Raw genomic sequence first — 13,025 nt, 5'->3', positions numbered from 1 at the left:
GACGTCGAGTGGCTTCTTGCTTGGCGGGGTGGCGTTCACGCTCTCCACGGTGATCTGGCAGGGGTGTGGTGGCGGGCTGCTCCAGCTTTAGCGGGGCGAGGAGGTGGTGTGGGGAGGGCGTATCCGCACGAGTTGGGTGAGGAGGGTGAGAACGGGGATTTCCAGGAGCGGGCCGATGACGAGGGCGACGGCGATGAGGGGGCGGTCGGGGAACGCGGCGACTGCGATGGCGAGGGCGGTGGGTGAATTGCGGGCCGTGGTGGTCATGACCAGGGTGACGCGTTGGTCGGGGGGAAGTCGCAGGATTCGGGCGGTGGCGGTGGCGGTGGCGGGGAGGGCGGTGAAGAAGATTGCCAAGGGTGGTAGCAGAGCGATGAGGTCGGGGGCGTGGGTCACGACGGTGCGGGCCTGTCCGGCGAACATGGCGAATACTGCGGCATACAGCAGAGGGAGGACGAGGCGGCTGGCGGGGGTGGTGAGGAAGCGGTGTCTCCAGTGGGCTCCTTTGAGGCGGGTTGCGATCCAGCGCAGTCCTAGGGCGGTGGTGAGGGGGAGGGCGAGGACGAGGAGTACTGATTCGGTGAGGGTGGTGGCGTCGACCATGGCTGCGTTGCCGCCGAGCAGGAGGACATAGCCGGGGAGTAAGGCGAGTTGCAGGAGGAGGTTGACGGGGAGGAGGGCGGTGGCGAGGCCGGTGTGGCCGTGGGCAAGGGCGGTGAAGACGAGGTACCAGTCGGTGCAGGGGGTGACGAGCAGGAGGAGGAGTCCGATGCGTAGGTCGGGGTGTGTGGTGAGGAGTCCGGCACCTAGAGTCCAGGCAAGGGCGGGTGTGACGGCGAAGTTGAGGATCAGGCTGGTGGTGACCAGGCGGGTGGCGTGGCGTGCCTCGCCTAGGCGGGCGAAGTTCATTTGGAGGAAGACGGCGGTGAGCATGAGGATGAGGGCGGGCAGTACTGCGTGGGCGGCTGTTGGTCCGATGGGGAGTAGGAGGCCGGTTGCGAGTCCTGTGAGGGCGGCGAGGGCGACGAAGAGGCTTTGAAGGCGTTCGGCTAGCGGCATGTCGGTTCTTTGGAGCGGGTGGCAGTCGGGTGTGGTGGTATCGGTGTCACGTTAGCTGTGGTGGTGGGGTGGGGTTAGGACGGGGTGTTTTCGCTCTTCTTAGTGATTCGATTTCGGCGATATTATCGCCTTATGGCGATGGTTAATGGGCGGAGTGGTGATTCTCCCGCGGATTCGGATCTGAGAGCGGCTCAGGCACTGTTCCACAGTCTTTCCGATGTCACCCGGCTGGCGATCGTGCGTCGGCTGGCGCAGGGGGAGGCGCGGGTGGCTGATCTGGTGGCCCAGTTGGGACTGGCCCAGTCCACGGTGTCGAAGCATGTGGCGTGCCTGCGGGATTGCGGGCTGGTGAAGGGTCGGCCGGAGGGGCGGCAGGTGTTTTATTCCCTGGCGCATCGGGAGCTGTTCGATCTGCTCGCTGCGGCCGAGGTGGTGCTGGCTGCCACGGGTAATGCGGTCGCGTTGTGCCCTAATTACGGGGGCGAGGATGCCGTGGCGGAAGCGTGCGGTGAGTGAGGCGTGCGGGTGCGAGGAGATGGGCGAGCGTGAACCCTGGAGAAGCTGTGGTAGGCCCGGGGAGCTGCGTTTCGCCGCGGGGTATGGCGGCGGCTGGGTGAGTGTTCCCGAGGTGGTGCCGCCGGTGTTGTGTACTGCAGTACTGGTAGTGGGGTGTGGGCGTTTGTTCTGAGCACGCCGTGTTGCTCGGTGCGGGGCAGCGTGGGCGTGGGCACCCTGATGACGATCGCCGCGGTGAGGGCTTGAGGAGTTCTTGGTTGCGCGTACGCGGCGGGGGTTGCTGCGCTGCTGGGTTTGGCGCCTGTCCGTGCCAGGGTGGTCCGGGAGGGGATGGAGCGGGCCTTGGTGGTGTTGGTTGCGGCTCCGCCGTGCGCGTTGGGGTTCTCGGTTCCGGTGGTTGCGGTGGGTGGGCTTCCCGGCACGGCATTGTGATCGGGGGCGGGCGGCGTTGGAGGTTTTGGGTCGGGTGGCGACGGTGGCCGTGGACAAGACTGGAACGCTCACCGATAACCGTCTGGCGGTGATTGGGGTGGCGACTGGTGTCGGGGTGGCGCGCGGAGCGGGTGTTGGGGGTTGCGGCCGCGTGGAGGAGCGTGGTGGGCATTCGCTGGCCCGTGCCTGCGTCCCGAGGGTGTGTAGGCGGTTGCTGCGTTGCGGGGCTCGGGGTGTCGCGTGGTGATGGTGACGGGTCATCGGCGTGCTGCTGCTGTTGTGCCTGAGCAGGCCGGTGTGGAGGGGTCCGTTGTCGAGGTGCGTCAGCTTTAGTGGTGGTTGGGGGTGGGGAGGACGTATCCCGTCTCGGTGGATCTCACCTTAGGTTGAGGTTTCATTCTCGACTTAAGTCGAGGTCAGGGGCGGGGGTGGTGGTGCTCAGCTTCGTGGAGTTGAAGTTTGGTTGAGGTTAGGTCGTTGGTTGGGGGCGGCTGGCGGCTAGGACGCGGGCGGCGGTGGCGGCGGCGCGGTGGACGCTGATCATGCTGGCGGAGGGGCCGTAGCCGACGAGGTGGATGCGGGGGTCGATGGCGGCGTGGGTGTCGGCGAGGGGGATACGGCCGTGGGGGGAGCGGAGGCGGAGGGGTGCTAGGTGGGCGAGGACGGGGCGGAAGCCGGTGGCCCACAGGATGGTGTCGGCGTGTTCGGTGGTGCCGTCGTTCCAGGCCACCCCGTGGGGGGTGATGCGGTGGAACATGGGTCGGGGGTTGAGGGCGCCGCGTTCGCGGGCTGCGGCTACTTCAGGGGTTTCGATGAGTTTGGTGTAGCTGACGACGCTGCGCAGTGGGCGGCCGCTGGCGGCGTGGGCGGCGACGGCTCGGGTGATTCCGACGAGTTCTGCTTCGGTGAGTGGGGTGGTGCGGAATTCGGGTGGGCGGCGGGTGACCCAGAGGGTGTCGGCGACGGTGGAGAGTTCCGCGAGGATTTGGAGCGCGGAGTGGCCGCCGCCGACGACGATGACGCGGTGGCCGGCGAACTCGTGGGGGGTGTCGTAGTGGGCGGCGTGGAGTTGGCGGCCGCGGAAGTCGCCGATTCCGGGGACGGCGGGGATGAAGGGGGCGTCCCAGGTTCCGGTGGCGTTGATGATGGCCCGTGCCCGCCACGTGCCCTGGTCGGTGGTGATGAGGAGCGGGGTGGTGCGGGTGATGGTGGGATCGGGGCCGTCGTTGGTGACTTGGTGGACGGTGGCGGGCCGGAGCACGGGAAGTTGGAAGTGCTGTTCGTAGTGGGCGAGGTAGTCGGCGACTTCGTCTCCGCTGGGTGGCCCGTGGAAGGGGCGTTCCCACGGTAGTCCGGGTAGGCGGGTGTAGTGGGGTGGGGAGATGAGGCGGACGGAGCGCCACACGTGTTGCCAGGCTCCGCCGGGGCGTGGGGAGCGGTCGAAGATGACGAAGTCGCGGTGGGGGCGGTAGCCGCGTTTGGTGAGGAAGTAGCCGGAGGCGAGGCCTGCTTGTCCGCCGCCGATGACGGCGACGTCGACCTCGTGGATCGTCTCAGTCATGGAGGCCCCCTTTCGTGATGCGTTGCGGTGGGGTGCGGGTCTTATCAAGGGCAAGGGTGGGAGGGGGTGGGGTATTCCCTGAGAAAGGGGAATGGTCCCTTTCGGGGGTGGATGCGTTAGGTGTGCCGGTAAGGGGAGGGAAATGGCGGGTAGTGGCGGGGATGCTGGCCGTGGTGTGACGCTACGCACCACGTGTGCTGTCGTGGGCGGTGGGCCGGCCGGGCTGGTGTTGGGGCTGTTGTTGGCCCGTGCCGGGATTGACGTGGTGGTGCTGGAAAAGCACGCGGATTTCCTGCGGGATTTCCGGGGTGACACGGTCCACCCTTCCACCATGGCGCTTTTGGATGACCTGGGGTTGTTTGAGCGTTTTGACGCGTTGCCGCAGTCGCGGTTGCGGCGCGCGGTTTTTTCTACCCCGGAGGGCCGTGAGGTGACGTTCGCTAGTTTCGAGCGGTTGCCTTTGCGGCACCCCTACATCGCGATGGTCCCCCAGTGGGACTTGTTGACCTTGCTTGCGGAGGAGGCGAGCAGGGAGCCGACGTTTCGGCTGTGTATGGAGCATGAGGTGACCGGCGTGGTGTGGGAGGGGGACCGAGTGGCGGGGGTGGACTTCCGGTCTCCTTCAGGGTCGGGTCGGCTGCGGGCTGACCTCGTGGTCGCCTGTGATGGGCGCTGGTCGGTGGTGCGGCGCGCAGTGGGTTTGCCGGTCAAAGAGTTTCCGGTGGGGATCGATGTGTGGTGGTATCGCATTCCCACGCAGCGGCGGCTGGAGTCGCTGCTGCCGCGCATGAGCCGCGGGAAGATCATCATTGCTATTCCGCGGGAGGGCTATGCGCAGGTGGCGTATGTGGGGCGGAAAGGGGCGGATGCGCAGTTGCGGGCGCGGGGGATTGCGGCGTTGCGGGCGGACACGGCTGAGCTGCTTCCTGAGCTTGCCGACGGGGCTGCCCGGCTTGAGTCTATGGATGATGTGAAGCATTTGAATGTGCGGGTGGACCGGTTGCGGCGCTGGTATGCCCCGGGGGTGCTGTGTATTGGGGATGCTGCCCATGCGATGTCGCCGATCGGTGGGGTGGGGATCAATCTTGCCGTGCAGGATGCGGTGGCGGCGGCGCGGATTCTTGCCCGTCCGCTGCGTGAGGGAAGGCTGGCTTCCCCGGGTGGGGAACGGTGGTTGGCTCGGGTGCAGCGGCGCCGCATGCTGCCGACGGTGGTGATTCAAGCGTTGCAGCGGGTCATGCATCAGCGGGTGATTATGCCCGTGCTTGAGGGTAGAGCCCGTGGACTTCCGGGCGGGGTGCTGGGGTTGATGGGGCGGATGCCGGTGATGACCGCGGTGCCGGCCGCAGTCTTGGGTGTGGGGCCGCGGCCGGAGAAAGCCCCAGTGTGGGCGCGCCGCACTCCTGCCAGGTAGGGGCGGCGGGTTTGTGACGGTGGCGGTGTCAACGGTCCACACAGCCGTGCTCGTTTGTGGCGGCCGGTGAGACGGCGTTGACTCTTATCCCCCCGGGGGTGCGTGGGCTGGTTCTGGTCATGCCTCTCCCCCGTGCGCCGGTGGTCGAGTAGTTGCGGTGTGACGTGCGCGTTTCGCACTTGTCCGGGGATTCGAGCAGGATGTTGCCCGAACAGATTCCCCCAATGATCGGAGATGTCCCCCATGGCGCGGAACAGGCGCGTCTTGTCGTTTGTGGCATTAGCGGCCAGCGGCTGCTTGTTTGCGAGTGGCTGCAGCGTGGTGATGTCGTGGGTGTCCGGGGATGGCCCGCCGGTCGTCCGCGAAGAGTTCCCGTACGTCAAGGAAGGCGTGATCTTCCAGGACACGGGGCAGGATGCGACGATGCGGTTCGCTATCACCGGCCTGGAGCGCACCGACGACTACACCGTGCTCCACTATGAGATCACCTATCCGGACGAGTTTGAGGGTGCGAACCGCAACCTGAGCATGACCTACACCCTGGTCGATCCCATGACGGGGCGGGTGTATCGGCCGTATGTGGACGACGAGGGGATGAAGTACGGGTCGGTGAGTCCCACCGGTAACGGCATGTACCCGGTGTTTCCTGGGGTGACTAACGAGTACCGGCGCTATTTTCCGCCGCTTCCCCCGCACGTGCGGCAGGTGACGTTCGTGGGCAGTGGTTTGGGTGCGATGACGGGGATTCCCGTCCAGGACGTGGACGAGGAGCGGCCCGAGCCGGAGAACCCCAACGGCGGCCAGCACCTGTCGGTGGACCAGCCGCCTGCGGCTGGGGAGAAACTCACCTTCGACAACCGGCGGCCTGATGAGGACGCGGTGGCGGTCGAAGGCTGGGTGGAAAGCTTTGTGGACTCGGAGATCGCGTCGGTGACCAGGGACGGGACCACGGAGACGATCTCGCTGCACTCTGACGTGATGTTCGAGTTTGACCGGGCTGATTTGACGCCGGAAGCCGAAGCCGTGGTGCGGCGGGCCGCGGAAACCCTGGAACGCAACGTCGACCCTGATCATCCGGAGATCATCATCATCGGCCACACCGACGGTATCGGCACTGACGCCTACAACGACGATTTGTCGGTGCGGCGGGCTGAGACGGTGCGTAACCTGCTGGTGGAGGAGATGGGCACCGGCTACACCTATGTGGTGGAAGGCCGCGGTAGCCGGGAGCCGATTGCGCGGGAAGGCGGCCCGGATGACGAGCAGGCGCGGGCCCGTAACCGGCGTGTGGAGTTCTCCTACACCATCCGGATGCCCGGGGGTGGCGAGGAAGAGACCGATGACGGGCTGGGGGTGGCCGGGCAGCACGTGTCGTGGCCGGCGCCGTTCACCGACGACCCGGGTGAAGTGGTGGCCAGTGTGGAGCGGGACGGGGTGCGGTTGGACGTCTATCCGCTCCGCCGCGATGGTGCTTTTGTGGTGGGAACGGTGACGTTCACCAACCTCACGGATACGCCCGTGGATCCCGGGTTGACGGGTTTTGCGGTGGCTGGCGGGCCGGAACGGTTCAGTAAGGGAACCTTGGGCGGTTTCCAAGTGGTGGAGCCGGAAAGCGGCCTGGTGCGGTATGTGGCCCAGATGAACTTCGGGGACGGGGTCTACAGCGCGTTCGCTGAGGAGGTGCACCGGTTGCAGCCGGACCGCACCTACGAGCTGGTGGCGGTGTTTTCTGCGCCTAGTTCGGAGGTGGAGTCGGTGACTTTGCGTGCTGGACCGTTCGGGGAGATCCCTGACGTTCCCATCGAATAACCGCCTGAGCATGCGTGTGTGGGGGGCAGGAGTTCCTGCCCCCCACACACGCGTTAGAGAAGGCTAGTTTTGAAGCTGTTGGGCGGCGGTGATGAGGATGCGCTCCATGTCCTCTTGGCTGATGTCCATAGAGGAGGCGATGAGGGAGACGTGGACGTCTCCCGGCAGTTGCAGGGACAACTGCTGCAGGGAGCCGTCAACTGTGGTGAGGGTTTTCAGTTCGCCGCCCAGTTCATCGGTGTGGGTGTTTTGGTAGCTGTCGGTGGTGACGTCCACGTCGACTTCCCACCCCATTTCCCGGGTCTGCTGTTCCGCGTCGTTGAGGGAAACGACGGACACTCGGTCGCTGGGGTCGACGTTGACGGCGAAGACCAGGGTGAGGGACTGGCTGTCGGTGCTCCAGGTGCACGACAGTTGGCGGGCGTCGGCCTCGTCGATGGTCTCCACGTTTTCCACGAGGGTGGCGCCGGGCGGGGCAAGGTCGCCCACCAGTTCGGGGGCGTGAGCCTCAGCACAGGTGCCTGGCAGGGTGAAAGTGGCGTCCACCGGACTGGGGGTGGGCGCGGGAGAGGTGAGCGCGGTGACGGGAAGGGTGAACTCGTCGTCGGAAAAGTACTGGTAGCCGACGTAGCCCAGGCCACCGACCACCACGACTCCGACGGCGGCGGCAAGACATCCGGCGGGTGTGGAGGGGATCAGTCGCATAGAAAACTTTCCACGAGTGTGGTTAGGGGATCCTGTACGCCCCACGGAGGGCATTGGGCGCAGACGCCAGAACGTTAGCAAGAAAAAGTCTGGTTCGGTGGCGCGGCCGCCCCACCCCCTTCCCCGCCTGCGTGGGGGACGATCATCCGATTGCTTCTCGTCCCGCGGGTGGGCCGGTGGTGTTTTCTGAAACCCTCAGCGAGAGTGTGCGGCACAAAGGGGAAAAGATCGCCGTGGCCGTGCACGTCGGTGGGAGCAGGGCGATGCTGGTCTGGCTGGGGCAGCGATGTTTCGGTGGCTAACGCTGCGTGAGCGGGTCCGGTCGAGGAGCTGACGAACGTCCGGGGCGTCGCTGTTGAGAAACCGGGAGGTGTATGGCTCACCGTGGTCTGTTCCGTGGCAGCAGCCGCTGCGGTGGCGTGTGCGGTGCTTTAGGTGCCCTGTTCGGCTGATCCCGCGCAGGAGAGGGAGGGTGGGGTGAACGGGGCGGGGAAGTGGGCAGTAGGCATCCCATGGATGCCACACAGGTTGACATTGAGGTGCGTCGCGTTTACGACGCGGAGGTTCGGGACGGTTCAGCCACCCGTGGGCGGCGGGTGTTTCTCGTGGACCGGATGTGGCCGAGAGGGATTCGGAAAAACGAGGTGCACGTGGACGGGTGGCTCAGGCAGGTGGCGCCGAGCAGTGAGCTGCGTCGCTGGTTCGGTCACCTTCCCGAGCGGTGGGAGGAGTTTCAGGACCGCTACCGGGATGAGCTGGCGCGCGACCCTGAAGGGATTGATGTGCTGGTGGATGCTGCACGGCACGCCCCGGTCACGCTGCTGTATTCCGCTGCTGACACGGAGCGGAACAATGCCGTGGTGCTCCGCTCCTATGTGATAGAGCAGCTTGGAGCCCGCGACTAAACCACCAGGGCTTGAAAGGGTGCGGCAGCAGGGCCGTGACGGGAAGAGTTTTCTGGCCCACTTGTGGCAGAAGCTGTGCTGTGCACAGTGCCTGAAGAGGCCGTGAAGGGTGGTCGACTAGGCCGCGTGCTCGCAAAACCCTAGGAACAGCACAGTCTTTTCCCCTCCCCCGCGGGTGTGGCCATGCCCCGCAGTCCTGGCCGGGGTCATCCTGCGTGACTTTCCTGGGAGGCGGCTTAGGGGCGTGGAGAGAAAAGCATTTTTGTCACTGGGGGTTGTTTGGCTTGACTACACCGTATACGTCCCTGTTGCAGAACCAGGTGGAGATCGTATGGGCAAGAGTGCCGGAGCGGATCCGCGGCAGTCCGCGGGTCACGCTGCTGACAGCCATACCCTCATCCGGGTGCGGGGCGCCCGCGAGAACAACCTCAAAAACATCAACGTGGACATCCCGAAGCGCCGGCTCACCGTTTTCACCGGAGTGTCCGGTTCGGGAAAGAGTTCGCTGGTGTTCGACACGATCGCCGCAGAATCGCAGCGGTTGATCAACGAAACCTACAGCGCCTTCATTCAAGGGTTCATGCCGTCTCTGGCGCGCCCCGACGTTGACCTGCTGGAAGGGTTGACGACCGCGATCATCGTCGACCAGGAGCGTATCGGCGCCAACGCCCGCTCCACCGTGGGCACGGTCACCGACGCCAACGCGCTGCTGCGGATTCTGTTCAGCCGGCTCGGACAACCCTATGTGGGTCCGCCTAACGCGTTTTCGTTCAACATTGCCTCCGTGCACGGCGGTGGCGCGCTCACCGTGGACCGGGGCCCGGAGCAGAAAACCGTGCGGCGGACTTTTTCGCTCGCGGGAGGCATGTGTCCCCGGTGCGAAGGCAGGGGGCAGGTGACGGACATTGACGTGACCCAGTTGTATGACCCTGATAAGTCGGTCAACGAAGGTGCGATCACTGTTCCCGGCTACAAGCCCACCAGTTGGCCGGTGCAGATCATCGTTGCGTCAGGGTTGATCGACCCGGACAAGCCGATCCGTGACTACACCGACACCGAGCTGCACAATTTCTTGTACCGGGAGGCCACCAAGGTCCGGATCAGCAACACGAATCAGACTTATGAGGGCCTGGTGGTGCGGGTGCGCCGGTCGTTTCTGTCGAAGGACCGTGACGCGTTGCAGCCGCACATTCGGGCTTTTGTGGACCGGGCAGTAACGTTCCGCACCTGTCCTGACTGTGACGGCACCCGGTTGAATGAGGCGGCTCGGTCGTCGAAAATCCGCGGGATCAGTATCGCGGACGCGTGCGCGATGCAGATCAGCGATCTTGCGGAATGGGTGCGCAGCCTGGATGAGCCGTCGGTGGCGCCGTTGGTGGCGACGTTGCAGCACACGTTGGACTCGTTCGTGGAGATCGGACTGGGCTATCTGTCGTTGGATCGGCCCTCAGGAACCCTGTCCGGTGGTGAGGCGCAGCGGGTGCGGATGGTCCGCCATCTCGGCTCCAGTCTGACGGATGTCACCTATGTTTTCGATGAGCCGACGATCGGGCTGCACCCGCATGACATTCAGCGGATGAACGAATTGCTGCTGCGGCTGCGCGACAAAGGCAACACGGTGCTGGTGGTGGAGCACAAGCCTGAGGTGATCGCCATTGCCGACCATGTCATCGACTTGGGTCCGGGAGCTGGCGCGCAGGGCGGCACGGTTTGTTTTGCCGGCACGGTGGACGGGTTGCGAGCCAGTTCCACGTTGACGGGTCGGCATTTGGGGGACCGGGTCGCGTTGAAAGACACGGTGCGCACCCCTGTGGGCAAGTTGGAGATCCGGGGCGCTACCACCCACAACTTGAAGAACGTGGACGTGGACATTCCCCTCGGGGTGCTGGTGGTGGTCACCGGGGTGGCTGGTTCGGGCAAGAGTTCGCTGGTGCACGGGTCGATTCCGGCTGAGGCGGGCGTGGTCTCGATCGACCAGAGCGCGATCCGGGGATCGCGGCGCAGCAACCCCGCCACCTACACGGGCTTGTTGGATCCGATCCGTAAAGCGTTTGCGAAAGCCAACGGGGTGAAGCCTTCGCTGTTCAGCGCGAATTCGGAGGGGGCGTGCCCTGCGTGTAACGGGGCAGGCGTGATCTACACCGATTTAGCGATGATGGCGGGGGTGGCCACGGTGTGTGAGACGTGTGAGGGCAAACGGTTCCAGGCTTCCGTGCTGAAGTACACGTTGGGTGGCCGCACGATCAGTGACGTGTTGGAGATGTCGGTGCGGGAGGCTGAAGAGTTCTTCCGCGCAGGTGAGGCCCGTCTTCCTGCGGCGCACGCGATCCTCACCCGGCTCGCTGATGTGGGGTTGGGGTATCTCAGCTTGGGACAGCCGTTGACGACCTTGTCGGGTGGGGAGCGGCAGCGGCTCAAGCTCGCCACCCACATGGGGGACAAGGGCGGCATTTATGTGCTGGATGAGCCGACCACCGGTTTGCATTTGGCGGATGTGGCCCAACTGTTGGCGTTGTTGGACCGGATTGTTGATTCGGGGAAGTCGGTGATCGTCATCGAACACCACCAGGCGGTGATGGCGCACGCCGACTGGATCATCGACCTAGGCCCCGGGGCAGGGCATGAGGGCGGCCGGGTTGTTTTCGAGGGCACTCCCGCGGAGCTGGTCGCCGCGCGTTCCACGCTGACCGGGCAGCATCTTGCCGACTACGTCGGCGCCTAGGCCTTTCTTCTTCTGTGTGGGGCGGGCCGCGGCCCGCCCCACACATGGTCGAGAGTGGGGGCTGTGTGGTGGTGGGAGGGCTGCCGGTCAGGAGGCTGCAGGGGTGATTCCGCCTTCCGCAGCGGGTTTGTCGTCGCCTGCCGGGCGGGTGGAGAGTCCGTGCTGGTCCAGCCAGGACCCCAGAACCTGGTAGGCATGCTCCCGGGGCTGCGGGAGGGACAGGAACACGTCGTGGCGCGCCCCCGGAATGGGTACTACGGTGGTTTCTCCGCCCAGGCAGCCGGCCCACCGGGCAATGTGGGTGACGTCCAGGACCGTGTCGGTGCGGTCGCTCAGCTCAGAGTAGACACCGGACAGGTCGGAGCGGTCTGAGCGCAGCACCAGCGACGGCACTCCGACGTCCAGGCCGCGGTGGAGGCGAGCATGTCCGCGGCGTACCGCGTTCAACCAGCCCACGGTCACGGGGAATCCGGTCAACGGTTTGAGGGTGAGGTCGAAGTCCCACTCGCCGGTGCCGCTGGTGTGGATGGTTTGCCCGTAGACGCCGGGCAGGGTGGAAAGCTGGCGGAACGGCGCTATTTTGGCGAGCACGCGCAGCAGTTGGGTGAGGATCCCGCGGTGGGACGGTTTGCCTTGCAGGTCAAACCAGGGGCTGTTGAGGACGAGGCCGGCTACTGGGGGCACGCGTCCGGCAGCGCGGCGGCGGTCCAGCCACAGTGAGGTGATCAGCCCGCCGGTGGAGTGGGCGAGCACGACGACGGGCAGGCCGGGGTGGGCGGCGCTGATGATGCCGAGGGCACGGTCGAGCTCGGTGTCGTAGAGCGCAAGGTCGGACACGTAGTGGGCGGTGTGCCCTTCGCGGCGTGCGCGGCCTGATTTTCTCAGGTCAAGGGCGTAGAAGACGAGGCCGTGGGCGGCGAGGAAGTCTGCGAGCGGGGTTTGGAAGAAGTAGTCGGAAAACCCGTGGACGTACAGGACGGCGCCGTGCACGGTTTCTCCGGGTTGGATGTCGCGGCGGACGAGGACGGCCACGATGCGGCCTTCACCGTCCGGGTCGGCGCCAAGGTCGAGAACATGCTGGCGGTAGCCGTCACCGAGGATGTCGGGTTGCCAGTGCGGGCTGCTCATGAACACCTCCATTGCGGTGAGGGTGCGGGGTGCCGGGCGGGGGGAGGGCAGGTCCTGGGTGGTGCGCAACGTGGGGGATGTGGGCGGGCTTGTGACCGTTGCTGGGGTGGTGGTCCGGAGAGGATACGCCGGATCGGGGTGTGAAGACGGTGACATGCCTGCCGTCCATCCAGGTGATGCGTGTGCGGTGTGCTGTCTGACCTGCTTTCCCCCATTGTGTCACCAAAAGTAACGATGGTGGTGCGGTGCGAAAAGCAGGGGCGTGGCGGGCCAGGGGCTGTCGTGTTGTGTGTTGTCTGGGGTGTGCCACCATCCCCTTTAATTTCGTAGCGTTGCAAACGTTATTAAATAACGTAAACAAACGCAGCCAACAGAACCCAAGGAAGCCGACAAAACGGACATGGCGCCTGGATGGGCTTCTGGTTTTCTATAAGCTTCCCTTATCGAAAACCAGAAAACGGGACAAAACGGACACTCTCGGGGTTCTGCCAACCGGGGCCGTGGAACGAACGGGACCACACAGCGCCACCGGGCCCGGGGTGCTCTGGTTGTCGCGGCCCGGGGTTGCTCGGCGTCGCGCTCGCGCGCGCGTAGCGGGTTTCCGTATCGAAGATACCTTGGTACTTCCCGTTGATCAGTCTTGATTTGTCAGTGACGGAATGGTGCGCTCGTGGCGAGGCGGAGAGCACAGCGGTCCCACGGGGACGGGCTGGGTAGGGAGACTGAGCGGACGGTGCGGGCGCTGGTGTCCCGGACGTGTGAGTGGTGTGGGCG

At 65.4% G+C, this 13,025-nt stretch carries 9 protein-coding genes; 5 read left to right on the top strand and 4 right to left on the bottom strand.

The annotated features are described in order from the left end of the window. Window positions 1-87 precede the first annotated feature (87 nt). Window positions 88-1,059, bottom strand: coding sequence for an arsenic resistance protein (locus CW348_RS15240; RefSeq protein WP_011292000.1), 972 nt, complete (start codon window positions 1,057-1,059; stop codon window positions 88-90). Window positions 1,060-1,191: 132 nt separating this feature from the next. Between CW348_RS15240 and CW348_RS15235 the strand changes: the two genes are divergently transcribed. After that, window positions 1,192-1,575 carry a helix-turn-helix transcriptional regulator gene (locus tag CW348_RS15235; RefSeq protein ID WP_016188710.1) on the top strand — a complete coding sequence of 128 codons (384 nt, stop codon included), beginning with the start codon at window positions 1,192-1,194 and terminating at the stop codon, window positions 1,573-1,575. Window positions 1,576-2,476: 901 nt separating this feature from the next. Here the strand turns inward: CW348_RS15235 and CW348_RS15230 are convergent. Continuing rightward, window positions 2,477-3,568 (bottom strand): NAD(P)-binding domain-containing protein, encoded by a 1,092-nt coding sequence (locus tag CW348_RS15230; protein WP_287464137.1) that lies wholly within the window; start codon window positions 3,566-3,568, stop codon window positions 2,477-2,479. Window positions 3,569-3,710: 142 nt separating this feature from the next. Here CW348_RS15230 and CW348_RS15225 point away from each other — a divergent pair, with 142 nt between their 5' ends. Continuing rightward, entirely contained in the window at window positions 3,711-4,982 is a 1,272-nt protein-coding gene (locus CW348_RS15225) for an FAD-dependent oxidoreductase (protein WP_051122466.1), read from the top strand. Window positions 4,983-5,225: 243 nt separating this feature from the next. After that, window positions 5,226-6,791, top strand: a complete 1,566-nt coding sequence (locus CW348_RS15220; protein ID WP_011291995.1) for an OmpA family protein — start codon at window positions 5,226-5,228, stop codon at window positions 6,789-6,791. Window positions 6,792-6,854: 63 nt separating this feature from the next. Here the strand turns inward: CW348_RS15220 and CW348_RS15215 are convergent, their stop codons facing one another. Then, entirely contained in the window at window positions 6,855-7,496 is a 642-nt protein-coding gene (locus CW348_RS15215) for a hypothetical protein (protein WP_016188706.1), read from the bottom strand. Between the two features lie 512 nt (window positions 7,497-8,008). Here CW348_RS15215 and CW348_RS15210 point away from each other — a divergent pair. Beyond that, window positions 8,009-8,401, top strand: a complete 393-nt coding sequence (locus CW348_RS15210) for a DUF488 domain-containing protein (RefSeq protein WP_038043712.1) — start codon at window positions 8,009-8,011, stop codon at window positions 8,399-8,401. A 331-nt stretch (window positions 8,402-8,732) separates the two neighbouring features. After that, entirely contained in the window at window positions 8,733-11,123 is a 2,391-nt protein-coding gene (locus CW348_RS15205; protein ID WP_104613115.1) for an excinuclease ABC subunit UvrA, read from the top strand. Between the two features lie 87 nt (window positions 11,124-11,210). On the opposite strand, the gene CW348_RS15200 is transcribed toward CW348_RS15205, so the two are convergent. Next, window positions 11,211-12,320 carry an alpha/beta hydrolase gene (locus CW348_RS15200; protein ID WP_202950639.1) on the bottom strand — a complete coding sequence of 370 codons (1,110 nt, stop codon included), beginning with the start codon at window positions 12,318-12,320 and terminating at the stop codon, window positions 11,211-11,213. Window positions 12,321-13,025 lie beyond the last annotated feature (705 nt).

It is taken from the genome of Thermobifida sp., from assembly GCF_017577275.1.
GTDB lineage: Bacteria > Actinomycetota > Actinomycetes > Streptosporangiales > Streptosporangiaceae > Thermobifida > Thermobifida fusca.
The sequence above is the reverse complement of the archived record's forward strand: the minus strand, read 5'-3'. Positions and strand labels throughout refer to the sequence as shown.